Source organism: Luteithermobacter gelatinilyticus (assembly GCF_005849285.1).
Classification (GTDB): Bacteria; Pseudomonadota; Alphaproteobacteria; order Sphingomonadales; family Emcibacteraceae; genus Luteithermobacter; species Luteithermobacter gelatinilyticus.
Genome location: NZ_CP040517.1, coordinates 423,003 through 449,388, shown reverse-complemented (window position 1 = coordinate 449,388; position 26,386 = coordinate 423,003). Strand labels below are relative to the sequence as shown.

27 protein-coding genes and 1 other RNA gene are annotated in these 26,386 nt (G+C 56.5%); 4 read left to right on the top strand and 24 right to left on the bottom strand.

Features of this window, described 5'->3' with window-relative positions:
* Positions 1-94: 94 nt before the first annotated feature.
* The 12 genes from FE788_RS02025 to FE788_RS01970 form a co-directional block, all read right to left on the bottom strand.
* A complete protein-coding gene (locus FE788_RS02025) occupies positions 95-934 on the bottom strand; it encodes a cell envelope integrity TolA family protein (protein WP_138379065.1) in 840 nt (279 codons plus the stop codon).
* 12 nt (positions 935-946) lie between these two features.
* On the bottom strand, positions 947-1,387 hold the full coding sequence (tolR, locus tag FE788_RS02020) for a protein TolR (protein ID WP_138379064.1): 441 nt from the start codon (positions 1,385-1,387) through the stop codon (positions 947-949).
* Positions 1,387-2,103, bottom strand: a complete 717-nt coding sequence (gene tolQ / locus FE788_RS02015) for a protein TolQ (protein WP_138379063.1) — start codon at positions 2,101-2,103, stop codon at positions 1,387-1,389. The genes tolR and tolQ overlap by 1 nt, the downstream gene beginning before the upstream one ends.
* Before the next feature lie 22 nt (positions 2,104-2,125).
* Entirely contained in the window at positions 2,126-2,644 is a 519-nt protein-coding gene (gene ybgC / locus FE788_RS02010; RefSeq protein ID WP_210414096.1) for a tol-pal system-associated acyl-CoA thioesterase, read from the bottom strand.
* Positions 2,637-3,698, bottom strand: a complete 1,062-nt coding sequence (gene ruvB, locus FE788_RS02005) for a Holliday junction branch migration DNA helicase RuvB (RefSeq protein ID WP_138381255.1) — start codon at positions 3,696-3,698, stop codon at positions 2,637-2,639. The genes ybgC and ruvB overlap by 8 nt, the downstream gene beginning before the upstream one ends.
* Positions 3,699-3,703: 5 nt before the next feature.
* Complete coding sequence (ruvA, locus tag FE788_RS02000) at positions 3,704-4,339, bottom strand: Holliday junction branch migration protein RuvA (RefSeq protein ID WP_138379062.1); 636 nt, start codon at positions 4,337-4,339, stop codon at positions 3,704-3,706.
* On the bottom strand, positions 4,336-4,941 hold the full coding sequence (gene ruvC, locus FE788_RS01995; protein ID WP_210414095.1) for a crossover junction endodeoxyribonuclease RuvC: 606 nt from the start codon (positions 4,939-4,941) through the stop codon (positions 4,336-4,338). Before ruvC ends, ruvA begins: the two co-directional genes overlap by 4 nt.
* On the bottom strand, positions 4,938-5,687 hold the full coding sequence (locus FE788_RS01990; protein ID WP_138379061.1) for a YebC/PmpR family DNA-binding transcriptional regulator: 750 nt from the start codon (positions 5,685-5,687) through the stop codon (positions 4,938-4,940). Before FE788_RS01990 ends, ruvC begins: the two co-directional genes overlap by 4 nt.
* Before the next feature lie 150 nt (positions 5,688-5,837).
* Positions 5,838-6,653, bottom strand: coding sequence for a TIGR00282 family metallophosphoesterase (locus FE788_RS01985; RefSeq protein WP_138379060.1), 816 nt, complete (start codon positions 6,651-6,653; stop codon positions 5,838-5,840).
* Positions 6,650-7,222: a 5-formyltetrahydrofolate cyclo-ligase gene (locus FE788_RS01980; RefSeq protein WP_138379059.1), complete on the bottom strand. Its 573-nt coding sequence runs from the start codon at positions 7,220-7,222 to the stop codon at positions 6,650-6,652. The genes FE788_RS01985 and FE788_RS01980 overlap by 4 nt, the downstream gene beginning before the upstream one ends.
* 68 nt (positions 7,223-7,290) lie before the next feature.
* A non-coding RNA gene (gene ssrS / locus FE788_RS01975) (6S RNA) lies at positions 7,291-7,448 on the bottom strand.
* A gap of 92 nt (positions 7,449-7,540) precedes the next feature.
* On the bottom strand, positions 7,541-9,550 hold the full coding sequence (locus FE788_RS01970; RefSeq protein WP_138379058.1) for a tetratricopeptide repeat protein: 2,010 nt from the start codon (positions 9,548-9,550) through the stop codon (positions 7,541-7,543).
* A 300-nt stretch (positions 9,551-9,850) separates the two neighbouring features.
* Here FE788_RS01970 and FE788_RS01965 point away from each other — a divergent pair, with 300 nt between their 5' ends.
* Entirely contained in the window at positions 9,851-10,843 is a 993-nt protein-coding gene (locus FE788_RS01965; protein ID WP_138379057.1) for a hypothetical protein, read from the top strand.
* Positions 10,844-10,963: 120 nt separating this feature from the next.
* Here FE788_RS01965 and FE788_RS01960 read toward each other — a convergent pair whose 3' ends face one another.
* The 3 genes from FE788_RS01960 to FE788_RS01950 all read right to left on the bottom strand — a co-directional run bounded on the left by FE788_RS01960 (position 10,964) and on the right by FE788_RS01950 (position 13,524).
* Positions 10,964-12,706, bottom strand: a complete 1,743-nt coding sequence (locus FE788_RS01960) for a SulP family inorganic anion transporter (protein WP_138381253.1) — start codon at positions 12,704-12,706, stop codon at positions 10,964-10,966.
* Between the two features lie 97 nt (positions 12,707-12,803).
* Positions 12,804-13,193 carry a rhodanese-like domain-containing protein gene (locus FE788_RS01955; protein ID WP_210414093.1) on the bottom strand — a complete coding sequence of 130 codons (390 nt, stop codon included), beginning with the start codon at positions 13,191-13,193 and terminating at the stop codon, positions 12,804-12,806.
* Positions 13,183-13,524, bottom strand: coding sequence for an ArsR/SmtB family transcription factor (locus FE788_RS01950; protein WP_138379056.1), 342 nt, complete (start codon positions 13,522-13,524; stop codon positions 13,183-13,185). The genes FE788_RS01955 and FE788_RS01950 overlap by 11 nt, the downstream gene beginning before the upstream one ends.
* Positions 13,525-13,621: 97 nt before the next feature.
* On the opposite strand from FE788_RS01950, the gene FE788_RS01945 reads away from it, so the two are divergent.
* Both FE788_RS01945 and FE788_RS01940 read left to right on the top strand, forming a co-directional pair.
* Complete coding sequence (locus tag FE788_RS01945) at positions 13,622-14,485, top strand: MBL fold metallo-hydrolase (RefSeq protein ID WP_138379055.1); 864 nt, start codon at positions 13,622-13,624, stop codon at positions 14,483-14,485.
* A 174-nt stretch (positions 14,486-14,659) separates the two neighbouring features.
* Positions 14,660-15,091 carry an MAPEG family protein gene (locus FE788_RS01940; RefSeq protein ID WP_138379054.1) on the top strand — a complete coding sequence of 144 codons (432 nt, stop codon included), beginning with the start codon at positions 14,660-14,662 and terminating at the stop codon, positions 15,089-15,091.
* A 49-nt stretch (positions 15,092-15,140) separates the two neighbouring features.
* On the opposite strand, the gene FE788_RS01935 is transcribed toward FE788_RS01940, so the two are convergent.
* The 4 genes from FE788_RS01935 to FE788_RS01920 form a co-directional block, all read right to left on the bottom strand.
* Positions 15,141-15,917 carry a hypothetical protein gene (locus tag FE788_RS01935; protein ID WP_210414092.1) on the bottom strand — a complete coding sequence of 259 codons (777 nt, stop codon included), beginning with the start codon at positions 15,915-15,917 and terminating at the stop codon, positions 15,141-15,143.
* Between the two features lie 242 nt (positions 15,918-16,159).
* Entirely contained in the window at positions 16,160-17,032 is an 873-nt protein-coding gene (locus tag FE788_RS01930) for a 3-hydroxybutyryl-CoA dehydrogenase (RefSeq protein WP_138379053.1), read from the bottom strand.
* Positions 17,033-17,172: 140 nt separating this feature from the next.
* The gene (locus FE788_RS01925) at positions 17,173-18,105 is read right to left on the bottom strand and encodes an electron transfer flavoprotein subunit alpha/FixB family protein (protein WP_138379052.1); all 933 of its coding nucleotides are present in this window, start codon (positions 18,103-18,105) and stop codon (positions 17,173-17,175) included.
* Between the two features lie 2 nt (positions 18,106-18,107).
* The gene (locus FE788_RS01920; RefSeq protein WP_138379051.1) at positions 18,108-18,857 is read right to left on the bottom strand and encodes an electron transfer flavoprotein subunit beta/FixA family protein; all 750 of its coding nucleotides are present in this window, start codon (positions 18,855-18,857) and stop codon (positions 18,108-18,110) included.
* Positions 18,858-19,378: 521 nt separating this feature from the next.
* Here FE788_RS01920 and FE788_RS01915 point away from each other — a divergent pair.
* Positions 19,379-20,671, top strand: coding sequence for an MFS transporter (locus FE788_RS01915; RefSeq protein WP_138379050.1), 1,293 nt, complete (start codon positions 19,379-19,381; stop codon positions 20,669-20,671).
* Here FE788_RS01915 and feoB read toward each other — a convergent pair.
* The 5 genes from feoB to FE788_RS01890 all read right to left on the bottom strand — a co-directional run bounded on the left by feoB (position 20,661) and on the right by FE788_RS01890 (position 26,145).
* Positions 20,661-22,529 (bottom strand): ferrous iron transport protein B, encoded by a 1,869-nt coding sequence (gene feoB, locus FE788_RS01910; RefSeq protein WP_138379049.1) that lies wholly within the window; start codon positions 22,527-22,529, stop codon positions 20,661-20,663. The genes FE788_RS01915 and feoB overlap by 11 nt on opposite strands.
* A 9-nt stretch (positions 22,530-22,538) precedes the next feature.
* Positions 22,539-22,838, bottom strand: a complete 300-nt coding sequence (locus tag FE788_RS01905) for a FeoA family protein (protein ID WP_138379048.1) — start codon at positions 22,836-22,838, stop codon at positions 22,539-22,541.
* Between the two features lie 210 nt (positions 22,839-23,048).
* The gene (locus tag FE788_RS01900; protein ID WP_138379047.1) at positions 23,049-24,569 is read right to left on the bottom strand and encodes a M48 family metalloprotease; all 1,521 of its coding nucleotides are present in this window, start codon (positions 24,567-24,569) and stop codon (positions 23,049-23,051) included.
* A gap of 32 nt (positions 24,570-24,601) precedes the next feature.
* A complete protein-coding gene (locus FE788_RS01895; protein ID WP_138379046.1) occupies positions 24,602-25,441 on the bottom strand; it encodes a thermonuclease family protein in 840 nt (279 codons plus the stop codon).
* A complete protein-coding gene (locus FE788_RS01890) occupies positions 25,438-26,145 on the bottom strand; it encodes a hypothetical protein (protein WP_138379045.1) in 708 nt (235 codons plus the stop codon). Before FE788_RS01890 ends, FE788_RS01895 begins: the two co-directional genes overlap by 4 nt.
* Between the last annotated feature and the right edge of the window lie 241 nt (positions 26,146-26,386).

The window sequence follows — 26,386 nt, the reverse complement described above, 5'->3', positions numbered from 1 at the left end:
GTTGTACAAGCCTCACTCTGTCTTCTCCATTTTATTCTCAGTTATCCGGCTCAGTTATCTGCCTTATTTCCCCAACCCGGATGATCAGCCTGAATTATCCTGTCAATACTTCCTTGGGATCGAAAATCAATTCGATTTCACGCCAAAGTTCGTATTTGTCCCGGGGCAGTTCATAAGGTTCGCATTTGCGTACCGCCCGAAGGGCACTTTCTGCGGCGGTCCGGAAAAATTCCTGCCCCGGTTGATGCATACGGTCCTGGTCCTTCACCTTTGGCGGACGGGCAAGTTTACCGTCCGGCGTCAGATTGATACGGATCACCACCTGAAGATCCTCCGCATTTTTGGCCCCCGCCGGAATGCTCCAACAGTTATGAACCTGCCGACGGATCGCATCGGCCAGACTGAGCGTCTGCTGCTGAAGGTCCAGATCACTGATCTGTTGCGGCTGATCATAATACCCCTTTTCCTTCAGCATTTCGCCCAGGGTTTTCTGTTCTTCCCGCCGTTTATCCAGCAGGGCGGCAATCCGGCTGCTGGAAAACCGGCTGGGCGGACGGGGTTTGGCCCGCGGCGTCACATTGGGGGTGCTGGCCCGGGCAATCTGCGGTTTTGGCTCGGGTTTCTTCTTTTCAGGCTTGGGTTTGGGTTTCATGTCCGGAAGCGGCATGCTGGAAGCCAGTTTTGGCGGTTCGGGCGGTGGCGGCGCTGTTTTACGCTCCGGTTTTTTCGCGTCTTCTTTGGGTTTGTCTTTAGCTTCATCCACTTTGACAGGCTTGGGTTTCAGGCGGGTTTTGTCCGCTACGCGCACCACTTCCACCGGAATAACCGTCATTTCCGTTTCCGCCCGATCATCGCGCAATGACGGCAGTCCCACCACTGCCACAGCAATGACGGAAATATGCAGAACCAGGGAAATGATAAGGGCGTTACGCACGTTACTCCTGCCTTAATGTTCCGTATCCGTTACCAGGGCTACCCTTGAAAAGCCGGCGGCATTCATAACCCCCATGACCTTGATGACGGTGCCATAATCCACCGCCTTGTCGCCATGTACATAGATGCGGTCATCTTGACGGTTTTCAAAAATAACCTTGAGCCGCGGCACCAGGCTGTCCAGGGCGATCTCTTCATCCTGCAGATAGATCCTGCCGTTTTTGTCAATGGTGATATTCAGCGGTTTGGTGTTTTCCGGCAGCGGTCTTGCGTCCGAGCGCGGCAGGTCAATGGGCACCCCTACGGTCAGCAGCGGCGCCGCGACCATAAACACCACCAGCAGCACCAGCATCACATCCACAAAGGGAGTAACGTTAATCTCGCTCATGGCCCGGTGACGGCGGGAAAACCCGCTACGATGATAATGTGGCCGCGGATCGAAGGAGGCCCCCATCAGTGCTGCTCCTCATCTAACTGACGGGACAGGATGGTGCCAAACTCATCGGCAAAACTGTCCAGCCGATTGGCGTAACGCGCCAGGTCGTTGGAAATCTTGTTATAGGCCATCACCGCCGGTATCGCCGCCACCAGCCCCATTGCCGTGGCAAACAACGCCTCGGCAATGCCCGGGGCCACCACCGCAAGGGAAGAATTATGGGTGATGGCGATCGACTGGAAACTGTTCATAATGCCCCAGACGGTGCCAAACAGGCCGATAAACGGCGCTGTTGACCCCACCGTGGCCAGGAAACTCAGATAATTTTCCAGATTTTCCATTTCCCGGCTGACAGTGACCCGCATCACCCGGAACAGGCGGTCCTGAACCCCCATCGCAATACGTCCCGTGCTGGACACCGAACGCTGCCACTCCTTCATCGCCGCCACAAACAGCATGGCCATGGGATGATCCGGATTGCGGCGGACCCGTTCATACAGGTCTTCCAGCGAATTGCCGGACCAGAATTCCGCATCAAACTGGTCAGCCTGGGCCGAAATCCGCCGGATACGCCGAATTTTATCGAAAATGATGGCCCAGCACCATACAGAGGCCAACAATAATAACACCATCACCAGCTGGACCACGATATCGGCCTGGGCAAACATGCCCCACAAGGAAAAATCGGGAACTTCGCCGCCCAGATTGACGGCCTCAACTGTATTTTCTGCCATGCTCTACCTTACATCCCCATTGTTAAATGCCTGTCGTTCTTCCAGAATCCTGCTCTGTCCCTAGCCGGTCTGCCATTTCCAGCATCGTCCTGATCCGTCCGGAAAGCCGTTTCGGCTTCCCATCCTGACCCAGGATCCCCGCCTTGATCACGGCCCTGACCAGGGGTTCTTCCTGTCCTTCCGTCTGGCGGCGGATTTCCTGCGTCATGGTCAGGCTCACCGCCCCCAGTTTCGCAAGCTTCGTATGCACCGTCAGCGCATCATCCAGCCGCGCCGGCCGCAGATAATCCACTTCTGCCCGACGAACCACAAACATGATATCGTCCGGCTCCCGGAAATCCAGCATCCTTACCTGGTCCACCCCCAGAAGCCGCAACATATCTGACCGTCCCCGCTCCAGAAACCGTAAGTAATTGGCGTAATAGACGATTCCACCTGCATCCGTATCCTCATAATAAACCCTTACCGGCAGAATATGTTCACCATCCTTAATCTGCCCAGCATTAGGCATAGTTCCTGAATGTGGCAAAATTTCAGTCATTTCCGTTTCCCGGCCCGTTTTCCAGAAAATTCATCTGTTCCGGCGTCGGCACCTGGGGCGCCTCAAGACCGATATGACGGAAACCGGCGGCGGAAAGCATGCGCCCGCGCGGCGTGCGCTGGACAAAACCGATCTGGATGAGATACGGTTCGATGATCTCTTCAATTGCATCCCGTGGTTCCGACAAGGCCGCCGCCAGGGTCTCCACCCCCACTGGCCCGCCACCGTAATTGACCCCAATACAATTCAGATAGCGGTGATCCATGGCATCCAGTCCCACGGCATCCACCTCCATCCGGTTCAGGGCCTGATCGGCGATTTTCTCGTCCACCACGCCATCCCCGGCCACCAGGGCAAAATCCCGTACCCGTCGTAACAGCCGCCCGGCAATACGCGGCGTGCCGCGCGCCCGTCGGGCAATCTCGTACGCTCCTTCCCGGGTGATCTCCACCCCCAGCACCCGCGCCCCCCGACTGACAATTTTTTCCAGATCCTCAGGACCGTAAAATTCCAGCCGGGTGGGAATACCGAAACGATCCCTAAGTGGCGTGGTCAACAATCCCGACCGGGTTGTGGCCCCCACCAGAGTAAAGGGCGGCAGATCAATGCGCACGGAACGCGCCGCCGGTCCCTCGCCAATGATCAGGTCCAGATGGTAATCCTCCATGGCAGGATAAAGAATTTCCTCCACCGCCGCATTGAGCCGGTGGATCTCATCAATAAACAGAATATCGTTTTCCTCAAGATTGGTCAGCAGCGCCGCCAGGTCCCCGGCCTTGGAGATCACCGGTCCTGAAGTGGCGCGGAAATTCACGCCCAGTTCGCGGGCCATGATCTGGGCCAGCGTGGTTTTGCCCAACCCCGGCGGCCCGTAAAACAGCACATGATCCAGCGCATCCCCGCGCGCCCGTGCCGCCTTGATGAACACACTCAGATTCTCCCGGGCCTTGTTCTGGCCAATAAACTCGCTGAGGCGCGTGGGGCGGATGCTGGCCTCAAACTCGTCCTCGGTTCTTGGTTGCGCACTCATCAGCCGGCCGCCGTCTTCCTCCATACCACTCATTTATTCAGCTCCTTAAGACCCAGACGGATCAGGGTCTGCACGGTCACCTCGCCGTCCAGACTGCGGGCCGCAGCATTGACCGCCATATAAGCTTCCGCCTGCCGATAGCCCAGATTTACCAATGCCGACACCGCATCCTGAACGATTTCGCCATTGTCGCCAACCGGGACCGCCCCGGTACCGGTCGGGGCGGCTTTCCCGCCGCCCGCCTGGGTTGGCAGAAACGCAAACTTGGCTACCTTATCCTTAAGTTCCGTGACAATACGGGTCGCCAGTTTGGGACCGATACCGCTGGCGCGCCCTACGGTGGTTTTGTCTCCTGCGGCAATGGAACTGCTGAGCTCGTCGGGCCCTGCCACCGACAGAATACCCAGCGCCACTTTTGCCCCCACCCCCTGTACCGTCTGCAGCAAACGGAACCAGTCCCGTTCCAGTTCGCTGGCGAAACCATACAGGTGAATATGATCTTCGCGCACATGGGTTTCAATCATCAGGGTCACCGTCTCCCCCACGCCGCCCATCCGGCTCAGCGTACGGGCAGAACAGAACACCTGGTAGCCGACCCCGTTGACATCCACGATACACCAGTCTTCGCCGCTGCTGTCCAGAAGGCCCCGTAATTTGGCAATCATTTGTTTCCTTCCCCCCCTTCGGCCCCGTTCCGGGGTTTGGGCATAATAATCTGCGCTCCCGGCCCCTGTTTCAAGGCCAGCTCCGCAGGGCTGAATTTGGAAACAGTCGCCGTCTTTGGAGTGGCGCCGCCATGATGAGCATGGCATATGGCCACGGACAACGCATCCCCGGCATCCTCCCCGTGAATTTCCACCCCAGGCAGCAAAACCGACAGCATGGCGCGGATCTGCCGCTTGGCCGCATGGCCGGACCCCACCACCGATTTTTTGATGTGGTTGGGGGTATATTCCGCCACCGGAATGCCTGCCAGGGCCGGCACCAGCAAAACCACACCCCGCGCCTGCCCCAGTTTCAGGGTTGTGGTGGGGTTTTTGTTAACAAAGGTTTCCTCGACAGCGGCCGAATGCGGCTCCCAGGTAGCGATGACTTCTGTCAGGCCGTCATAAAGCTGCACCAGCCGCTCGCCAAGCGGGCAACGATCATCGGAATGGACAACGCCGTTGGCGACATGACGAAGCCGGGTGCCTTCCACATCAATAATGCCCCAGCCTGTCTTGCGTAATCCGGGGTCCAGCCCGATCAGACGTTGCCGTGTGTTCACGCGCCCAGCTTCTCCAAGATCTCGTCAGGAATTTCATAATTGCCATAGACGTTCTGAACATCGTCAAGATCATCCATGACATCCAGCATTTTCAGCAACTTGCGGGCGTCCTCTTCATTGACCTGGACCAGAGTCTGGGGTTTCCAGATCAGACGGGAGCTTTTCGGCTCCTGACCTACCGCCTCGGTCAATGCCGTAGTCACAGCATGCAGATCTTCCATCGCACAATAGATTTCGTGGGTTTCGTCGTCAGAAATGACGTCTTCCGCCCCCGCCTCCAAGGCCGCTTCAAACATGCTGTCGGCATCCATGACGCTGGCTTCATAGATGATTTCGCCCTTCTTATCGAACTGATAGGACACGCTGCCGGTCTCGCCCATATTGCCGCCGTTCTTGGCGAAAGCGGTACGGATTTCTGTGGCCGCCCGATTGCGATTGTCGGTCAGACTTTCCACGATCAGCGCCACGCCGCCCGGCCCGAATCCCTCATAGCGGATTTCCTCGTAATTCTCGCTGTCGCCCCCCTGGGACTTGTTGATGGCCCGCTGAATATTCTCCTTGGGCATGCTGTTGGCACGGGCGTTATTGACCGCCAGACGCAGGCGTGGATTGGCGTCAATATCCGGCCCGCCCAGTTTCGCCGCAACGGTAATCTCCTTGCTGAGCTTGCTGAACAGGGATGACCTTTTCTTGTCCTGCGCACCCTTGCGGTGCATGATGTTTTTGAACTTGGAATGTCCTGCCATGTCTCCATATCCTGCCGGGTCCCGTTGCATAAGGGCGAACGGACCCGTTTTCTATAGCTAATTAATAATACCAGATGTCCTAGAGATAATGCACTCCGCCGCATTTGTGAACAGGGAATTCCGTTCTTTCCAGGAGGGCGCGGAAAAAATCTACCCTGTCGGCAGGTGTTCGTGCAACCGGGCGCCGAGCCGCAACGGCTCGATGCGTCTGGCGAGGCCCGTTTTGTCGTCGGTTTCCACAAAAACCCCGCACAGCGTGGCCGGCCCCAGAGCCGGCGTGAACCGGGCGGTGGCAATCTTGCGGGTAAATCGTTGTAAAGGTTCCGCCTTATCCATACCGATCACCGAATTATAGTCGCCGCACATGCCAGCATCGGTCTGATAGGCCGTGCCACCATCCAGGATCTGGGCATCTGCCGTCGGCACATGACTGTGCGATCCCACCACCAGCGACACCCGGCCATCACAGAAATGTCCCATCGCCATTTTTTCCGATGTGGCCTCGCCGTGGATATCCACCAGGATGAATTGCACCGTCACCCCCAGCCGGTGTTTGCTGAGTTCCGCCTCGACACAAGCAAAGGGATCGTCCAGCGGATCCATGAAAATGCGTCCCATGGCATTGATGATGAGCGCCTTTCTGCCGCGGCTGAGCTCAAACACCCCCGCGCCCATGCCGGGCGTTCCTTTGGGAAAGTTGATCGGCCGGATCAGACGTTTTTCAGAATTTATATATCCCAGGGTTTCCTTCTGGTCCCAGACATGATTGCCGGTGGTAATCACATCCACCCCCGCGGCGAAAAGCTCCTGCGCGATTTTTTCCGTAATCCCAAAGCCGGCCGCGGCATTTTCCCCGTTGGCTACCACAAAATCCAGCCTGAGCTGGTCCCGCAACAGCGGAACCTGTTCGAGGGCCAGTTTCCGACCGGACCGGCCCACGATATCACCTAAATAAAGAAATCTCACTGAGTAAACCTGTATACATTTTTTTCGGTAATCACCATATCCAGGGGCTCGTCATGGGCATCCCGGAACAGTTCGTCATGGCGTTGCCCCTCAAAAGCCAACCCCACAGCCAGAAACGCCGGCCGCTGGGCCCGATAGGCCGCCAGCGTGCGGTCATAATATCCGCCACCATAGCCCAACCGATGCCCCACCTTGTCAAACGCCAGCAACGGCACCAGCATCATATCGGGGATGACTTCATGGTAGTTTTCGTCGGGGTGGCGGGTCTGATAAGGGCCGTTGATGAGTGGCCGCTCAAAGTCCCATTCCCGGAACATGAGTGGGCTGTCCTTTCGCACCACAACCGGCAAAGCCACCCGATAATAGGCCGCATGCAACACTTTGAGCGCTACCAGACAATCCAGTTCGCTGTTCAGCGGGGCGTATCCGGCCACAAACTCGACATTTTTCATTTCCGGCAGCAACAGCAGCCGTGCCGCCACATCCCGTGCCGCCGCAACGCCCTGGGTCTGTGACAAATACCGCCGCTCCTCAAGCAGTTTTTTGCGTAGCTCGCTCTTGCTGTTCATGAATCTCTGATCATACGTTTTCCGCCCTTGCAGATTAACCGGTATAATCAACGGGCGGATTAAACAATGGCGGGACCACCTTGCCGTGATTTCTGTTTAATCCTCCGGTGCCTGCAGAAACAGGTGGGCGCCGTTATATGAAGACCACGATCTTCACAGGGACAGCTCCCTCAGAGAATTTTATAGCCCCAGGGAATAAAAAAAACCTCGCACAAGGCAGTACCCGCTCATCCTATATGTAAGATGTATTTTCAATCAGTGCAATGGGGAATAAAACAAAGCTGCCCGGCGCAGAAAAGATCCCAGGCTGGTGCCCATTTACCCAGGGGCACAAACACAGCGGGAAATATCGTCCCGCTGACAGTTTCTGTAGGTCGTAAGCAGTCCCTGCAGATAACGCTGATAGCGGGCCATTTTTTTATACATCAATATTTCCAATGCCTGCTCGGAATGGGCAATCGCCGTCTCAAGATAAGACGGATCCCCACGCAGCACCGCCAGATTACAGTGCAATTCGCCCAGATTGATTTCCACTTCCGCCCAGTTGGACGGAAATGCATCCCGGGTGTAAACACGCTGCGCCTTGCGAAACTCGTCGATAGCCTGGGCCAGACGATCCGGGTCCTGTTCCAGTTGCGCAAGAATAGCCTGACTGACCGCAAGATTGTTTTGCACCATGGCCCAGGTAAGCGCCGTGTTTTCCGGATCAAGCCAGCGTAGGGCCTCTCGGCAATGTTCTTCCGCCAACACGACCAGAGGCACCCCTCCAGCCCCCTGGTTATAGCCTTTGCGATAGAGGGAGGCACACATGTTCTGCTGGGTCATGGCCCAGTCCACCGGCTGAAACTCGGGATCCAACACCGTTAAGGAAGCCTCCATCAGTTCCAGGCCGCGCTCAAAGTAACTTTCTGCCTGCGCCCCGGTGGAAAGTTCTCCCAACCGCATGAAAACCACCCCCATATTGCGTCTTTGCAGAGCCCAGAGTTGCGGCATGGCCGCTCTGTCCAGAACTTGACCGGCTTCGGCCATAAGAGCCTCGGCCTGGCGCAGGGCTTCAAGGCTTTTGGCCGGGCTGTCCGCATATAGATGCAACCGGATCAGCACACTGGCCAGATTGATTTTGAGCGTTGCCCAGTCCCGGGGATATTGCGCGCGGTCACGCACCGCCAGAGCATTGCGGCAGCTTTCCTGCGCTTCCAGATATTGCGTGATGTCCGCGTCATAATCTCCCAGAAGGCGCTGTTTATAACACAGCTGACCATTGATCAGCGCCCAGAGTTGTGGGTCCTTCTTCGCATCTATCTGGCGCCGGACATTACGGTCTCCCAGAATGGATGCCCGAAGCCAGTCCATGGAGGTTCGGTAGGACCGTACGGCTTCCTGCCGGCGGTGCCGCAGTTCCGGGGTTTCAAGCTTCATCAAATCAAGGGTCAGTTTTTTGATATCCGCAAAAGCGGCTCCCGGATCGCTGAAGGAAACCGGGACTTCCAGCCGGGTTTCCGAAAGCTGGGCAGGCCTCCCCCCCACATCCAGCGACACCGGACTGAGATCTGTCGTCCCAGAAATGAAACGAACCCGTATTCTTTCCCCGTCAAAATGCCCCCATAACAGGATATGAGCGCCAGCGCGATGTAACCTTTCGCGCCCCTCTTTCCTAATCATTTCCAGCCGCGAGCTAATGTCGCCGGGACCGGCCAGAGAGGGCCTGTCACAGGACCTGAGCACACTGACATAGGGGCCAAGTTTCGGGTCATTCAAAAACCCAGACACCAGACTGGCCTGCGCCACATTTCCGGGATCCCCCGCAAACCGGGCAATAATAATCCCCAATCGCCCGTCCGGCGTCTTCAGAGGATGAAAAAATTCGTTGATCCGGCACGCCACGTCCCGGTTGCCTGAGAGACCCCAGACAACAGCCGTTCCCAACAGCAGCGCCACAGCGACAAAGATGAAGGGCCACCCTGTTCTCTGACGTCGTGCAGCAGGCTGTTTCGGGGCGGGGTGCTCTCTTCTTTCTGCGGGCCTGAAAGCGGGTGAGAATACCGGAACGTCTTTTTCAAGATAAAGATCGCGGGCCTCCACACCCAAAGCGCGTGCTATGCGCTCCAGGGTCTGGGGGTCCACGGGACGCTCGCGAAAAACCTTGTTCACCAAATCCTTGGGGGCGGCCTCAAGCCCCTCCAGGTCGGCGATGCGGTTGGCCAGTGCGATCTGGGTTTTCTTTTCAAGGTCGCTTTGGGAAAGGGCTTTTTCCAGAAGCACACGTGAGGCCCGTATACCCCTGTTTCTTACGCGGCTGTTTTGACGCTCCCTTTCACCCTCTTCCATATCATCACCCCTCTCCCAGCCTGCACAACAGTTTTTGTATAATAATTTTGTACAGAGATTCTGCGCAACAATCCCCCTTTTGGAAGCTTACCGATTGTGGCGTTCCAGTGCAAGCCGGTCAAAAAAAACATGTTAAGTGGCGATAACGGCGGATAACGACGGTTTCCGTTAGATGTGCCAAAGCCCCGAATCCCTTACCCTTTTCTTCAGTCCGCAACCGGTCGCCATATTGCATCCAGGCGGCGCCGGATCAGGTACCAACAGACTGGATTAAAGTGAATTACTCTAAAGGAGAATAACATGAAACGGTCTCTTATTATTTACGGCATGATCCTGCCTGGGCTTTGCCTGCCCATGGCCTCCTCATCGGCGGCGCAGAGTTTTTTTGACAAACTGAAGAAAAAGGCCGATGAGATCGAAAAGACGGCCAGCGAACAATTCACCAAAACCAAGGAAAAACCTCAGGGAATCCCTTCCGGTGCCTCTTCCCCTTCCTCTCCGGCCTCCCCCGCCAAGCCGGATAAAACCGCTGTCCCGGACACCCTGCCCACCTCGGGCCGCAAAGTCGCCCGAGCAATTCTCAACTTGGCGCCGGAAATATGGGAAAGCCGGCCCGACCATCAACTGAAAGAACTGGTGCGCGTGTTCTATCCCGATGAAAACAAAACCCTGGCCAACGAATTTACATGGCGCAAACACAAGAGCGATTTCAAGAACAGGATTCTTGCCGAGAGCGCAAACGCCCCGGCCTCCTTCGAGGTGGCGCCGTGGCTGGACAACCGCTCGTCCCTGTCGGCGGTAGACAAGAATATTGATAATAATCTTTCGGTCAAAGTGGGGCGGTATGATTTCGACCGCGCGGCCTGGCCCATTTATCTTCCCGCAGGAGACAAAATCCGCCTACCCTGGATATACGCCTATGGCCGGGGCCCCGTGAGCCACAAGATCAGCAATATGGGCCCTGCCAAAACCCACTGGATTTCCATGCCGGCTGAGCAGGCGGAAAAGCTCGATCAGCAGTTTAACGGGATGTATTACCTTTATGGGCATTATCGCTTTACCATCACCGATGTCATCGGCCTGCAACCAGAAAACCACCCGGATTATGAGAAATACAAGAAATATATGAAGGGGCAGTATAAAAAACAGATCCTGGACAACCTTAAACCCGTGGCCCGGGTGCGGATCGACCAGGACAAGATCGACCTTTATATAAAAACCGTTACTGGCAAGGCCTCGTCGCGGGACGATTTTAAATATGTGGCCACCATCAGGCTGCACGCTCAGCCTTAACCCCCGGGTTACGGGTTCCCCATCTATATCTGCGTAAGTGTCCAGTGGATAATGTCTAGAGCGAATTGTAAATAGGTTGACCCATCATCCGACAAGATGCGCCCCTAAATTCTATCAGATCTAAATTCCGGCGCCGTAATGCTGCGGCGCCTCCAGTTCCTGTTCCAGCCGGCTCATGGCTTCATGGGCGCTCAAGAAAACGCGCCCGGGCGCCAGCGCCGACAGGAAACTCGTTCGCTCAAGTCGGTCCATGACCGGCCCCTTGACTTCTGCCAGATGAAGATGAACCCCGCTGTCGTGCAGACTTTCCACACAACGCTCCAGTGTTTCGAGCGCACTGGCGTCAATCACATTCACGGCCCCGCAAAGCAGGACAATATGTTTCAGGCGCGGCTGTTCGGCCACCGCGTTCAGCAGGGTATCCTCCAGAAAGGCAGCATTGGCAAAATACAGGCTTTCATCAATCCGGATCATTAGGATCTGCGGGTTGGTGCGCACCTTGTGCCGCAACACATTGCGGAAATGTTCGGTACCGGGAATGCGGCCGACCACCGCCAGATGAGGGCGGCCTGTGCGCCAAATATGCAGCGCCAGTGACAGGACGACCCCCGCAAGAATGCCGGGCTCCACTCCCGCCAGCAGGGTCACAAGAATCGTGGCCAGCATGGCGGAAAAATCAATTTTGGAATAAATCCAGGTCCGCCTGATGGTCTTCAGGTCCACCAGCGCCAAAACGGCAACAATGATGGTGGCCGCCAGCACCGCCTTGGGCAAATAATAAAAGAAAGATGTCAAAAACAACGCCGTCAGGGCAATACCTGCTGCTGTAAAAACTCCCGCCATGGGGGTCACCGCCCCGGCATCGAAATTGATTACCGAACGGGCAAAACCGCCGGTGACCGGATATCCCCCGCTGACCCCGGCGGCCAGATTGGCGGCGCCAAGCCCGATCAGCTCCTGATTGGGGTCAATCCGTTGACGGCGTTTGGCCGCCAGGGTATGGGCGACGGAAACAGATTCCACAAAACCGATAATACTGATCAGAACCGCCGCCGGCAGCAATTCCTGCCACAGGGCCATTTCGAAAGGGGGCAATGTCAAGGACGGCAATCCCCCGGGGATGGCGCCGACAATGCTTACTCCTCTGTCCGCAAGCCCCAGGGCCGGCACTAGAAGGATCGAAGCGAGGACCGCTGCCACCGGGCCGGCCCGGGCAATCATGGCGGCGGCATAGTCGCTTATTCCCATGCGCAGGAGGAAGGGTTTCAGGTTATTGCGGACCCAAAACAAAAACAGAATAGCGCTCCCCCCAATCGCCGCTGTCGGCATATTGATCTGGCCGAAGCGGGTCATCAGGGAAAGGGCAATCTCCCCCAGCGTCGCACCACCTGCATCCACACCCAACACATGTTTGATCTGGCTGGCGGCAATCAAAATGCCCGAGGCGGTAATGAATCCGGAAATGACAGGATGACTGAGCAGATTAGCAAGGAACCCCAATCGCAGGATTCCCATCAGCACCAGAAACAGACCAGAGAGAAAAGCCAGAACCAGCGCCGCCCCGACATATTCGGTGGTGCCGGGGACCGCCACATTCCCCACGGCGGACGCCGTCATGAGGGAGACTACCGCCACAGGCCCCACCGCCAGAGTGCGGCTTGACCCGAACAAGGCATAAAGCAACAGCGGACTCATACTGGCATAAAGGCCGACTTCCGGCGGTAATCCCGCCAGCAGGGCATAGGCCAGGCTCTGGGGGATTAGCATAATAGTGACAATCACAGCCGCCAGCAGATCAGCCGCCACGTCCTTGCGCCCATATCCCTTCAGCCACTGGCTGGCCGGGATAAGTTTTTCCCACACAGGGCGGGGACGAGCCTGTTTCACGTCCGGATTGTTGTCGGTTATGGAATCTGGCACGGGATCAGACACAGGATCTGGCACGAAATTAGACACGGGATCAAGCAGCCGGACCCCGACGCCAACCACCGGTCGCCGGATCAAAGCTGATGGTCGGCAGGTTCGCCTTTTTCCAGGCCATGATACCGCCCGCCAGATGTGTTGTCCGCCCAACGCCACTGTCCAGAACCCTGCAGGCCGCCGTCGCTGAACGTTTCCCTGACCCGCACATCAACACCACCGAAGGAAAGACTTCGGCCGGCAGGCAGCGCGGGTCAAATTCGGACAGGGGGTATAACACGGCACCGGGAATACGCTCGGCCTCAAATTCTCCAGGTTCGCGCACATCAATCAGCAGCACGTCCCGCGCCTCCATCCGCCGTTTCAGTTCGTCGGGCTGAATCTCCTGCAATCCTGCGGCGGTTTCGTTCCTGATGTCGTTATTCATCATCTTCTCCTGTACCTGCTGTCTGTTTTTCAGGTGACACCGGTTCACAGTAAAGTTCATACAGAACTTCGATCACCCGCCGGGCCTCATGGCCGGCCAGGGAATAATAGATGGTCTGCCCCTCGCGCCGGGTCTGCACCAGACCATCCTTGCGCAACAGCGCCAGCTGCTGCGAGGCATTGGCCTGGGTAATGCCCAGAGCCGTCGCAAGGGCACCGACGCTCTTTTCCCCCTCCACCAGCTGACACAGAAGCATCAGGCGTTTCTCATGGGAGAGGGAACGCATCAGATCGGCGGCTTTTTCTGCCGAGTTCTGAATCTTTTCAATCTTCATACTTGCATATATTCATAACTATGCATATATTGTCAAGTAAATTGTGAAGCAGATCCTTTCTGCACAGGACAAACCCAACACATCCGAGGTGCAACCGATGAGCCCGACTGTAAACTCATTTTTTGACGAAACCACCAACACGGTTTCCTATGTGGTCACAGACCCCAACAGCCGCAAATGCGCCATCATCGACTCCGTTCTCGATTATGACCCTAAATCGGGGCGCACCGATACCCATTCCGCCGATGCCATCATTGCCCATATTTCGGAATACGGCCTGGAAGTGGAATGGATTCTGGAAACCCATGCCCATGCCGACCATCTGAGCGCCGCCCCTTATCTGAAAGAAAAACTTGGTGGGCGCATTGCCATTGGCGAACATATTCGTGAGGTTCAAAAGATTTTCAAGGGTGTCTTTAATCTGGAGGCCGGCTTTGCCATAGACGGTTCCCAGTTCGATCACCTGTTCCGGGATGGCGAAACCTTCCGGATCGGCACGCTCGAAGGGCGGGTGATGCATACGCCAGGCCATACGCCGGCCTGCCTCACTTATGTGATTGGGGATGCCGCCTTTGTCGGGGATACGCTGTTCATGCCGGATTACGGCACGGCACGGGCCGATTTCCCGGGCGGCAATGCCCGGACCCTGTACCATTCCATCCAGAAAATATTTTCTTTGCCGCCTGAAACGCGGCTGTTCATGTGCCATGATTACAAGGCTCCGGGGCGGGACGAGTATGTCTGGGAAAGCACGGTCGAAGCGGAGCGCCGCCACAATGTCCATGTCCATGACGGCATTACGGAAGAGGACTTTGTCGCCATGCGCACGGCGCGGGACGCCACCCTTGACATGCCAACCTTGATCCTGCCTTCCGTGCAGGTCAATATCCGGGCCGGTGAATTTCCGCCGCAAGAGGACAACGGCATCTCCTACCTGAAAATCCCCTTAAATGCCCTGTAGGCGTGCGGGCCGTCCACATGTCCCTCAGGGATGAGACCACCGTCTGACAGAGCAACGTCCACGGGCAGCAGACCGCTGTCCTATCTGTTCGGCGGGATCTCCCCTCGGGCAACAAGCGAGACAGCCCCTCTTTCATAACATTTTACGACAAACTGCCTGAACAGGAGAGATGAAATGACATTACCCCTATGGATGCTGCTGGGTTTTGCGGTCTGGACCGTTCTCGTGCTGTTTCTCAGTGTCGGGATTTACCGCTGGAGCCGGATTCTGACGGGACGGGTAGAAATCAAGGAGTTCCGGGCCGACCAGGTTGAAGGCCAGGACTTCTATCTGCGGTCCATGCGGGCTCATGCCAATTGTGTGGAAAATCTGCCGGTCTTTGCCGTGATCGTTTTTGCCCTCTATGTCAGCGGCATCTCCACCCCACTTGCAGACATCCTGTCCGTCATTGTTCTTGTAGCCCGTGTTGCCCAATCCGTCACCCATATCTGTTTTACGCAAACAAACCGCGTGGCGCTTGTACGTTTTATTTTCTTTTTGACCCAGATTGTCTGCTTTATGGCCCTGGCCGTCCTCATCGTTCAGCACGGTCTGAGGCTCGCCTGATCCAAACTTCTGCCCCCGCCCTGATCGTCATAGGACGGGGGCGTCGGTTTTATTTTGTCACGGTGAAAGTGGTGCGGTCCAGGCCGGTATTGCCATTCGCCGGATCATAAGCATAAACAACAACATCATACGTGCCTGGCGCCTCAATGGGCAGGCTGCCGGCAAACTGGCTGGTCTCGCCCGCATAAGAGAGATCAAGACGGCGGACCAGTTCGCCATTGCGGCGCACGATCGCCTTCACTTCATACCCGTTGGCATCCCACAGCCCTTCCGGTTTTATGGGGCAGCCACACATCATGATCACATTGGCCCGCAGTTCAAGCTGGCGGGTGGCGGCAGAAAGCTTGATCGCGGCCGGCGGGGTCAGCACATCAACCACAAAACCAGGCAGTTCCAGCACCCAGCCATCCCCAGCAGAAAGATGCCGGCCCGGCACCACCCATTGGCTGGAACTGACCCGATGCGCCGCCTGCGGCTGGGCCAGTGGGCCGTAGGCTTCGACCTCAATCAGTCGCGGTTCTTCAAGATCAAGAACCGTCTTAAAACCTGCGGCGGTCTCATCGGCCAGCCGCGCTCGACGCCCGCCCTCCTTGTGCATGACAAGCCCGGTATTGCCGGTCCCGCCGCTGGTGATTCCGGTAGCGAGAACCTCCCCGGTGTGCCCATCACGAAGTGTCACCCGCATGCCGCCCATACTGCTGCCGATAAACTTGGCGTCCTTGCTGATCACTCTTACGGTGATCTCGGTCGGCTCGGCCTGACCGGCCATCGGGGCCAAAAGGCACGAAAAGGCGGCGATCACAAAACCAAAAGCAGCGCGTCGCATGACAATCTCCTATGGACTCATATTCAAATTGGGAAACAGCGCCAGCATGACATGACGGCGCCTTCAGCCGAACTTACCCCGCAGGAGCCGGTTCCGCATTGATGCGCGTCAATGCCCGCGCCTAGACCTTATCCGGGGAATGATACGCAACAGGAGGGAACTCTTCTGCTGGCGCAGGGGCCATGTCTGCCGGCAGGATAATTTGATTTTCATTTAATAAAGAAAACTATCGCGCAAAAGAACTATCGCGTGGGAACGGGTTTTTCCCCACGATAGTCATAAAAGCCGCGCCCAACTTTCTGGCCGACCCAACCGGCCTCCACATATTTCACCAACAACGGACAGGGCCGGTATTTGCTATCGGCAAGCCCTTCATACAGCACCTGCATAATGGACAGGCAGGTATCCAACCCGATAAAGTCCGCCAGTTGCAGCGGCCCCATGGGATGATTGGCGCCAAGCCGCATGGCCTTGTCAATGGCTTCCACTGATCCCACCCCTTCATACAGCGTATAAATCGCCTCGTTAATCATGGGCAGCAGAATGCGGTTAACGATAAAGGCCGGGAAGTCCTCAGAACTGGCCGTGGTTTTGCCCAGGCTCTTGACCACTTCCTTGGCGGTTTTATAGGTTTCATCACTGGTGGCGATGCCCCGGATCAGCTCCACCAGCTTCATCACCGGCACCGGATTCATAAAATGCAGGCCAATGAATTTTTCCGGCCGATCCGTAGTTGACGCCAGCCGGGTAATGGAGATGGAGGAGGTATTGGTGGCAAGAAGCGCTTCGGGTTTCAGCTTGGGGCACAGGTCCTGAAAAATCTTTTTCTTGATTTCCTCATTTTCCGTCGCCGCCTCAATAGCCAGATCCACTTCCGAAAATCCGTCAAGTCCGATCACCGGCTTGATCCGGGCAAGCGCCGCCGCGGCGTCTTCTTCTGAGACGCGCCCCTTGGCGGTCTGACGGGCGATATTGGTCCGGATCGTTTCCATTGCCTGGTCCAGATTTTCCTGACTGATGTCGCTCATCACCACATCATATCCGGCCAGCGCAAAAACATGCGCGATGCCATTCCCCATCTGTCCTGCGCCGATGATACCTACTTTTTGAACCATTTCCGGTTTCTCACTTATTTTGTGGCGGTTAGTTACTGTTACTGGCTATCCCTTATTTTAAGAAGGCAATAGCTATAGCTAATATTTTATGTTTAAGACTCCCCTCCCCCCCTGTAAAGAGGGGAGCCTTAAAAAAAGCTCTAAGAAAGGGCTTTTTCCAGTTCCGGCAGAGCCTGGAACAGATCTGCGACCAAGCCATAATCAGCTACCTGGAAAATCGGCGCTTCCTCATCCTTGTTGATGGCCACAATCACTTTCGAGTCTTTCATGCCAGCCAAATGCTGAATGGCCCCGGAAATTCCCACGGCGATATACAGTTCCGGCGCCACAATCTTGCCGGTCTGGCCCACCTGGTAATCATTGGGTACAAACCCCGCATCCACAGCCGCACGTGACGCGCCAATGGCCGCACCCAACTTGTCTGCCACGGCTTCAATCAGGGCGAAGTTCTCCCCGCTGCCCATGCCGCGCCCACCGGAAATAATGATTTTGGCGCTGGTCAGTTCGGGCCGCTCGGATTTGCTCAGTTCCTGCCCGACAAAGCTGGACAGTCCCGGATTCTCAGCCGGTTCCACATTTTCAATGGAGGCGGAACCGCCTTCGGCGGGAGCTGCCGGAAAGGCGGTGGTCCGAACGGTGATCACCTTCTTGGCGTCCTTGCTCTGCACCGTGGCAATGGCGTTACCGGCATAGATGGGCCGCTGGAACGTGTCCGGGCTTTCCACCGCGATAATGTCAGAAATCTGAGCCACATCCAGCAGCGCAGCCACCCGCGGCATGAAGTTCTTGCCGGTGGTGGTGGCCGCCGCCAGAATGGCGTCATAACCGTCCGCCAACCTGACCACCAGCGGCGCCAAAACCTCGGCCAGCGGATGTTCATAATCGGGAGCATCCGCCACCAGCACCTTGGTCACGCCCTCAACCTTGGCAGCAGCCTCGGCCACGGCAGCACAGTTGGATCCGGCGACAAGGACATGAACATCACCGCCCAGTTTGGCAGCGGCGGTGATTGTATTCAGCGTGCTGTCCTTAAGTACGGTGTTATCGTGATCGGCTATTACTAAGGCTGTCATGTTCAGAGTACTCCCGCTTCATTACGCAGTTTGTCGACCAGTTCCTCGACGCTTTCCACCTTGATTCCGGCCTGACGCTTGGGCGGCTCCGCAACCTTCAGCGTGACCAGACGCGGGGCGGTCTCCACCCCGTAATCCGCGGGGCTTTTTTCATCAAGAGGTTTGCGTTTCGCCTTCATGATATTGGGCAGGGAGGCATAACGGGGTTCATTGAGGCGCAGATCGGTGGTAATCACGGCCGGCATGTTGAGTTTGACGGTTTCAAGACCGCCGTCAATTTCCCGGGTCACGTCTACGGTGCCTTCGCCCAGATCCACCTTGGAGGCGAAGGTGCCCTGCGGCCAGCCCAGCAGCGCCGCCAGCATCTGGCCGGTCTGGTTACAGTCATCGTCAATGGCCTGTTTGCCCATAATGACCAGATCCGGGTTTTCTTCGGCCACAACGCCTTTAAGGATTTTTGCCACGGCCAGCGGCTCCACCACCTCATCGGTTTTAACCAGAATAGCTCGATCCGCCCCCATGGCAAGCGCTGTGCGCAGCGTTTCCTGGGCCTGAGCGGGGCCGATGGATACGGCCACAATCTCTTCCGCTTTGCCCGCTTCTTTCAGACGAATGGCTTCTTCCACCGCGATCTCGTCAAACGGGTTCATGGACATTTTCACATTCGCCAGTTCGACGCCGCTTTCGTCCGCCTTTACGCGAACCTTCACATTGTAATCAATTACCCTTTTTACGGGGACAAGGATCTTCATCGAATTTGCTCTCCCTCAATCATTCCAAAAATGAAACTACTATGATCTTCTGATCTGCGCAATGTGTGATCCGAAAAATCTTTTGCAATGCAAAAACAGGCAAAAGTTACTGGAAGGTAACCTGCGATCATCAGAGCTGTCAATCGAAACTGAGCCTTTATATATGATCCCTACGCCAAATTCAAACGACTGTTTGAATGGAAATTATTTAATATATAAAATTATTTGCCTGCTTATAGCCCTAACGCCGTATCAGGTAAAGAAAAAAAACGACAATGCCTTTCTCGGCGCAAAACCGTCCCGACATAAGCCATTCTCGGCTATTCAGAGGTCTGCCGGCATATCCCGGCAGGGTGATTCTTTTTATTTATTTTACGCTACCGGCTGGATCATGCATATAATGCAAAGCCATATATAGCCGGGAACGCGGGCCAGACTGCTTCGCCTCCCTCTCATAACACTTCATCCTTAAAGAAAACATCAGACCGAAATACGGTAAAAACAGGGAAAAAGGGAACGGCATGTCGGAAGATCAGTTTTATTTGCTCAAACGCCGCCGTTTTCTTCCCCTGTTTCTGACCCAGTTCATGGGGGCGTTTAACGATAATGTCTTCAAGAACGCCCTTGTCATTCTGCTCACCTATGATTTGGCGGACAAGGTGGGCAGTGATGTGCGCCTGGTGGTCACAGCGGCGGCGGGCGTGTTCATCCTGCCATTTTTCCTGTTTTCCGCCTTTGCTGGGCAACTGGCCGACAAATATGAAAAAACCGGACTGATCCGGCGTATCAAGTTTGTGGAAATCCTGCTGATGATCCTGGCGGGGCTGGGCTTCTGGCTGGAAAGTTTTTATCTGCTGATGGCCACTCTTTTTCTGATGGGCAGCCAGTCCGCCTTTTTCGGTCCCTTGAAATACGGCATCCTGCCCGATCATCTGGCAGAGGATGAACTGATTGCCGGGAACGGCCTGGTGGAAGGCAGTACTTTTCTGGCCATTCTTCTGGGAACCATCGCCGGGGGGCTTTTAATTCTTGGGGAAAGCGGCCGACCCCTTGTCTCCGTAATGAGTATTGCGGTGGCCGCCGGCGGCTTCCTTAGCAGCCTGGCCATGCCCCGGGCCCGGGCAGCAGCACCGCACTTGCGGATCAATCCGAATATCTTTTCAGAAAGTTATGCGATTGTCCGCAGCGCCAGCTATAATCGACCGGTTTTTCTGTCAATTCTGGGCATTTCCTGGTTCTGGTTTCTGGGCGCGACATTCCTGTCCCAGTTTCCGGCCTATACCAAAAACATCTTGAATGGTGACGAACAGGCGGTCACCCTGCTGCTGTGCGCCTTTTCCATCGGCATTGCGCTGGGATCGCTGTTATGCAACAAGCTGCTGAAAGGGAATATTTCCCCCCGTTATGTGGCCGCCGCCGCTATGGGCATGGCGGTCTTCTGCGCCGATTTGTATCTGGCCAGCCCCCCAGGCCCCGCCGCCGCAGGCGCCATTCCCCAATCACTTGAAACATTTGTGCGGGAAGGCCGGAACTGGCGCATCTTGCTGGATTGCAGCCTGATCGCCATTTTCGGCGGCCTTTATATCGTGCCGCTTTATGCCTTATTGCAGGAAAGAAGCGATCCGGCCCGGCGCGCCCGCATGGTGGCTGCAAACAACATTATGAATGCATTTCTGATGGTGCTGTCCGCCCTGTTGGTCATGACCCTGCTGCATTGGGGCCTTTCCATCCCCGAAATTTTCCTGGTCCTGGGCGGCGGCACTTTTCTGGTGGCGCTGGGGCTTCACCACAGCTTCCGGGCCATCAGCCTATAACCGCACGGGCAATGCTGTTGACGGCCCAGGCGGCAAGGTAAGCCAGAGCAAACAGATAAGCGACCATAAAACCAGTCCAGCGCCAGCTGTTGGTTTCCCGACGCACCACAGCGATGGTAGACAAGCATTGCGGCGCAAAAACATACCAGGCCAGAAACGCCAGCGCCGTAGGCAACGGCCAGCTACCCTGCAACACATTCACCAAACTATCGGCCACCTTGTCTTCATCCCCGCTGAGGGAATAAACGGTGCCCAGCGCCGCCACCGCCACTTCCCGCGCGGCCATGCCCGGGATCAGCGCAACGGTGATTTCCCAGTTAAATCCCAACGGGGCAAAAATATGCTGCAATATTTTGCCCAGCATGCCGGCAAAACTGTAATAGATTTCCGGATCAGTAGCGTCTTTGGGAGCTTTGGGATAGCTTGCCAGACCCCAGAGAATAATGGTGGTGCTCAAAATAATAGTGCCGGCCCGGCGCAGAAAAATCCGGGCCCGTTCCATCAGGTCGATCAACAAATTTTTCAGCCTGGGCAACTGATATTTCGGCAATTCCATCAGAAATGGCTGAGCCACGCCTTTGGTGAGAGTCATTTTCATAACGGCGGCAACAATTAGCGCGCTCACCACCCCGGAAAGATAAAGCCCGAACATTACAAGCCCTTGCAAGCCCATACCCCCCCAGACCGTTTTATTGGGAATGAAAGCGGCAATGATCAGGGTATAGACCGGCAACCGGGCGGAACAGGTCATCAACGGGGCAATCATGATGGTGGTCATCCGGTCCCGGGCGTTTTCAATGGTGCGGGTCGCCATGACCCCCGGGATGGCGCAGGCAAAACTGCTGATCAGCGGGATGAAAGCGCGCCCGTTAAGGCCGACCTTGGCCATTAGGCGGTCCATGAGAAAAGCGGCCCGGGCCATATACCCCGTTGCCTCCATAATCAAAATGAAGGTAAACAGAATCAGAATCTGCGGCAGAAACACAATGACGCTGCCCACTCCGGCGAGAATACCGTCATTAAGCAGGCTGAGAAACCAGCTTTCCGGGAGGAATGCCACCAGGCGGTCCTGCAACCAGACGATGGAACCGTCAATCCACGCCATCGGCGCCTCGGCCCAACTGAAAACAGCCTGGAACATGACAAACAACAAACCAAACAGTACAAACGGGCCGACCACGGGATGCAGAATAACCTGGTCAAGCTGCCGGGTGATTCGGTGCTGATGCCCTTCGGCGATCAGAATCCTGTTGGCCAGTTTGCGGGCCATTTTTTGAAGGTCGCGGGTGGATAGATGCTGTTCCTTGCGGATACCTTCTCCCGCAGGTGCCTGCTTTCGTGTCAGGTCGTGAAGATCCCGATCCAGCAATTTCTTCAGACCGGTCATACCGGATTGGCGAACGGCTACGGTGGAAATGACCGGCACGCCCAGCTCCCGGGAAAGCCTGTCCAGGTCGATACGAATCCCGTCCCGTTCCGCAAGATCCGCCATATTAAGCGCCAGAATAAGCGGCAGCCCCAGCGCCCTGAGTTCCAGGACAAGCCTGAGATGAACCCGCAGATTGGTTGAATCCGCCACACACAACAGAATGTCCGGGCGTGGTTCATGGGGATGTGCCCCAGTGACGACCTGACGGGTGATCCGTTCATCAAGGGTGCGATCCTTGAGGCTGTATATCCCTGGCAAATCGACCAGATGCACCTGCCGACCGGTGCTGGTCTGATAGTGTCCGCTGCGGCGTTCCACCGTCACACCAGGGTAATTGGCCACTTTCTGGCGACTGCCAGTCAGCATGTTGAACAGCGAACTTTTCCCACAATTGGGGGTCCCCACCAACGCGATATGCAGATCACTCATCAAAAACTCTCATTCCGCCGCGGCGGCTTCATTCCCGTGACTTTCCTGCTGGTCCTCTTCGTGAATACACACGGCATCGGCTTCGATACGCCTAAGACCCACAGTCATGTTCCCAACCCGCACGGCCATGGGATCCCGGCCGACAGGACCCTCATGCAACACTTCCACCTTCAGACCTTCCTCAAAACCGATTTCCAGAAGACGGTCTTCCAGGTCACGGGCAAAATCCCGGTCGCTGCAACGATCGGCATCAAAGCCGCTGATTTTTGCCATATCCCCTATGGAAAGTTCGCTCAGGTATTTTTTCATAACGGCTTACAAATAGTTTTCATAATCATTCTTAACAGGAGCTATACGCTAAAATGACCTGTTTGAAAATAATGAAGTGCAATTTTTCACGATTTTTTCCCTGCCGGCATGAAGTTCTCCCGAAATCAGGACACTTCACGCCGCAAGGAAGCCAAGAAAAGCCGGGAAGAAGCAATCGGACTCACACAAGATCAGAAATCCGGAAAAACGTTACTCCTCCACAATCAGTTTGACCTTCTGACCCGCCCTGAGTTTCGTAGTCCTGTCCAACCCGTTGAGCACCAGGAATCGTTCCAGCCGATAGTCCTCAAACGCCATGCGCCGGGACAGGCTGTGCGCCGTGTCGCCTTGCTGTACGGTGACGATCTTGATGCGCCGGGGTTTGTATTTTCCGGCCTCCGTAGCACTGAGTTTGCGGAAACTGTAGGTCATGCGCCGTAGTCCCTGTTCCTGCGCCTCATACAGGTTTTCCGGAATGATCATCAGGAAATGATAGGCCTGTTCGGTGGAATAGCGAATGGCCATCAGGCGCACAATGACCGGCGTATTTTGCATGCTGCCCCGGGCCCAGCCGGTAAGCGCCGGCATCCCGCCCACTCGGGTTTCCTGCAATCCCTGCAGTGGCTGATCAGCACCCAGATCCTTCCACAGCGCGGCCAGATAGCTGCTGAGAGAGCGGTTTTTCAGCGGCCCGCCGGCAAACAGGGCCACACTGCCCTGGGCCGGACCGGTGCCCTGAATCAGCACTGCTTCGGAGCTGTTGATCAGACGGTAATGTTCCGGCGCCTCGAACGTGAACCGCAGTTCCCCATGCCAGAAGGTCCGACCCCGGATCAGTCCCTGTTTGGGGTCATCACCATAGATCATGCCGTCAATAGCCGCCAAATACCGGTCCCGATGGCGAGGCCGGGATTGCGGAGCCAGGCCCGTCGCCCGGGCGGCGGCCCGCGCCCGCTGGGCCCGCTCCTGGGTATTAGGGTGGGTGGAGAAAAATTCCGGCGGCCGGCTTTCTCCCGTGCGGTTGGAAATCAGATCCTGCAATTCGGTTTCCGCCTGTAACGCCCGCAGCATATCCGGCGCGCCATACGGGTTCATGCCGGCCCGGCTGGTATAACGCACGCCCAATTCGTCGGACTGATATTCCTGGTCCCGGGAATAACTCAGCAAATAGAGCTGCGAGCCATAATTGAACAATTGCCCCACCTGCTCATTTTTGGCAAAAATGCCGATGCCGGCGCCGAGCAGGCCGGCAAACATCTGCTGATTGTAGCGTTTGGCGGTGTGGCGGGCAGTAACATGGCCGATTTCATGGCCCAGCACTGACGCCATTTCCGCTTCGTCATTAAACAGCGCCAAAATGCCGCGGGTCACATAGATATAGCCGCCCGGCAAGGCAAAGGCGTTCACCAGCGGCGAGTTCAGCACGGTAAAGGTAAACGGTTCGTCCGGCATTTCCGATGCCGCCACTAACCGTCCGCCCACACTCGCCACATAACCGCCAAGCTCAGGATCATCATATACGCCGCCATGTTCCGCCAGCACCGCCGGATGGTTTTCCGCACCGATCTTTTTTTCCTGGGCCGGGCTCATAAAGGGCGTGAATTCGGACTTGCCCGTAGCCGGATTAAGGGTGGTACAGGCCGGCAGGGCCAGCGCCAGCACCCCGGCAAACAGAAGCCTTTTCCCCGATCTGAGAGGTTGTGCCAGGAAAGAAAAGGATACGTGTGACATGACATTCCCCTGTGTCTGTAGTTTCCGCCCCCTCACCGGGACAGAATTTCGATCTGTTCCGGGTGGGTCGCCTCGATCATCGGGCCATTATAATATTTTAACCAGCCGCGAATACGGATTTTTTTATTTTTCAGATTGTCCAGGTCAAGGCCCGTCTTTTCAAAAAGCCGTCGGGCCCGGCCGCGGATCACCACCGTGAAATCTTGCCGCCAGTCCGCGCCAAAATTCAGATAAGTGATGCTGCGCCGACGAGCGACCTCGCGCACCCGGCCTTCAACAATCTGAAAACTGTTGAGAAACCGTCCCGCTTCCAGATGGTCCTTGACGGCATAATAGGTCAGCCGCCAGATCCCCCGGCGCGCCGCCCGCGCGGCACGTTCGCGGGTCAGCATCTCCGCTACCAGAGCACGATTATCCGGGAAGCTGTAGACCCGGGCCATGCCGCGACTGAGCATGTCCCCCTGCACCCACAGACCGTCATCCCGCACAAGGTGCGCCAAGATCCGACCGTAACGGTCCACCTTTCGCCCGCCGTAATACAGCGTGACAAACGCTCCGCGGGTCAACATCTCCAGGGTTTCCCTGGCTTCCCGAGCGAAGGGCCATTCCCGGAACCCCTTGCGTCCCAACGGCAGTTTCGGGGCCTGAAGCCCCACCAGACGCACTTCCCGTCCGTCTTGCAAAACCAGTGTGTCACCGTCAATGACATGGCTCACCCGCCGACGCTCCGCCTTTTCCAGCGCCTCCAGAAAATCAGGGGGCGCCGGCCAAGCTGGAGCGGCCCATAGCAGCAGCACCCCCAACACCCCCGCCCACAGACCGGAGCGGCGACAGTTCAACACCACCGGAAAACGCCATCTTGTCTTGTTCATCGCATCCGCCGGTATTCCCCGGTCACCTTGGTCATTTTCAGTGCCAGGGCCGCGGAGAACAGAATGGGCGCCAGCATAATCAGGATTTTCTGCAAGGTGCCCCGCCGGCTGGCCTCGACCAGTTCCAGATACCGCTGTCGATGGGCCTGATAGGTGGCAAGACGGTCAGTGATGATGGCCACATTCTCCGGACTGAGCAACGGGGTCAGCCGATCGGCCCCCGCCAGCAGGGTCGGACGCAGATCCGGCGCGATACGGTTTTCCATCTGCAACAGGGTGAGGTCCTTCTGGCGATCGGTGAACCAGCCGCAGGCCGCCTCAAGCACTTCCCGGTCCAGATCCCCGCCCGCCTCTTCACAGGCATAGATCTGGTAACTGTCAAACCAGTCAGTGACGTCACGACGGCTGGTCTCCAGTTGCCCGCGCACCTCATTCAGATGCAGTTCCGCCCGATATCGCCGGGCCTCGTCCACAAAACCCAACGAGGAAATGAAGGCCAGCGACACCCAGACATATTCCACCAGTTTCCACTGGCGTGTATTAAGCGGCAACAGCCCCACCAGAATCACATGGAAAATCACCAAAAACCCGATAAAGATGGCCACCACCCAATGCAGGCTGGACGCGGTTTCCAATACTTTGTCCCAGAACGACATATTGTCCCAGAAGGCAGCGGTGGCGGCGGTCTGCTCGAAACGGTCCATACGCTCTCCCCGTTTTGGGCCTGATCCGGGCGGGACCCTTCCCTGCCCATGACCCTTCATGCGGGATTATAGGGGATTTGGCGGCCCGGGATCAAAAACATCCTGATCAAAAAAACATGAACAGCGGGCGGGGCGCGTTATATCGCGCCCTGGGGCAGATCATCAGGCTTGACTTGCCGGTCAAGCTCGGGCATCTCTAGGGAGCCGTTGGCGGGACACGGTTCCCCGGCGGCCCACAGAG

Bases quoted from the DNA above. Each gene is read 5' to 3' on its own strand.
- tolR (WP_138379064.1), bottom strand. From the start codon at position 1,387: ATGGGGGCCTCCTTCGATCCGCGGCCACATTATCATCGTAGCGGGTTT.
- tolQ (WP_138379063.1), bottom strand. From the start codon at position 2,103: ATGGCAGAAAATACAGTTGAGGCCGTCAATCTGGGCGGCGAAGTTCCC.
- ybgC (WP_210414096.1), bottom strand. From the start codon at position 2,644: ATGACTGAAATTTTGCCACATTCAGGAACTATGCCTAATGCTGGGCAG.
- ruvB (WP_138381255.1), bottom strand. From the start codon at position 3,698: ATGGAGGAAGACGGCGGCCGGCTGATGAGTGCGCAACCAAGAACCGAG.
- ruvA (WP_138379062.1), bottom strand. From the start codon at position 4,339: ATGATTGCCAAATTACGGGGCCTTCTGGACAGCAGCGGCGAAGACTGG.
- FE788_RS01990 (WP_138379061.1), bottom strand. From the start codon at position 5,687: ATGGCAGGACATTCCAAGTTCAAAAACATCATGCACCGCAAGGGTGCG.
- FE788_RS01980 (WP_138379059.1), bottom strand. From the start codon at position 7,222: ATGAACAGCAAGAGCGAGCTACGCAAAAAACTGCTTGAGGAGCGGCGG.
- FE788_RS01970 (WP_138379058.1), bottom strand. From the start codon at position 9,550: ATGGAAGAGGGTGAAAGGGAGCGTCAAAACAGCCGCGTAAGAAACAGG.
- FE788_RS01965 (WP_138379057.1), top strand. From the start codon at position 9,851: ATGAAACGGTCTCTTATTATTTACGGCATGATCCTGCCTGGGCTTTGC.
- FE788_RS01955 (WP_210414093.1), bottom strand. From the start codon at position 13,193: ATGATGAATAACGACATCAGGAACGAAACCGCCGCAGGATTGCAGGAG.
- FE788_RS01950 (WP_138379056.1), bottom strand. From the start codon at position 13,524: ATGAAGATTGAAAAGATTCAGAACTCGGCAGAAAAAGCCGCCGATCTG.
- FE788_RS01945 (WP_138379055.1), top strand. From the start codon at position 13,622: ATGAGCCCGACTGTAAACTCATTTTTTGACGAAACCACCAACACGGTT.
- FE788_RS01940 (WP_138379054.1), top strand. From the start codon at position 14,660: ATGACATTACCCCTATGGATGCTGCTGGGTTTTGCGGTCTGGACCGTT.
- FE788_RS01935 (WP_210414092.1), bottom strand. From the start codon at position 15,917: ATGCGACGCGCTGCTTTTGGTTTTGTGATCGCCGCCTTTTCGTGCCTT.
- FE788_RS01930 (WP_138379053.1), bottom strand. From the start codon at position 17,032: ATGGTTCAAAAAGTAGGTATCATCGGCGCAGGACAGATGGGGAATGGC.
- FE788_RS01925 (WP_138379052.1), bottom strand. From the start codon at position 18,105: ATGACAGCCTTAGTAATAGCCGATCACGATAACACCGTACTTAAGGAC.
- FE788_RS01920 (WP_138379051.1), bottom strand. From the start codon at position 18,857: ATGAAGATCCTTGTCCCCGTAAAAAGGGTAATTGATTACAATGTGAAG.
- FE788_RS01915 (WP_138379050.1), top strand. From the start codon at position 19,379: ATGTCGGAAGATCAGTTTTATTTGCTCAAACGCCGCCGTTTTCTTCCC.
- feoB (WP_138379049.1), bottom strand. From the start codon at position 22,529: ATGAGTGATCTGCATATCGCGTTGGTGGGGACCCCCAATTGTGGGAAA.
- FE788_RS01905 (WP_138379048.1), bottom strand. From the start codon at position 22,838: ATGAAAAAATACCTGAGCGAACTTTCCATAGGGGATATGGCAAAAATC.
- FE788_RS01900 (WP_138379047.1), bottom strand. From the start codon at position 24,569: ATGTCACACGTATCCTTTTCTTTCCTGGCACAACCTCTCAGATCGGGG.
- FE788_RS01895 (WP_138379046.1), bottom strand. From the start codon at position 25,441: ATGAACAAGACAAGATGGCGTTTTCCGGTGGTGTTGAACTGTCGCCGC.
- FE788_RS01890 (WP_138379045.1), bottom strand. From the start codon at position 26,145: ATGGACCGTTTCGAGCAGACCGCCGCCACCGCTGCCTTCTGGGACAAT.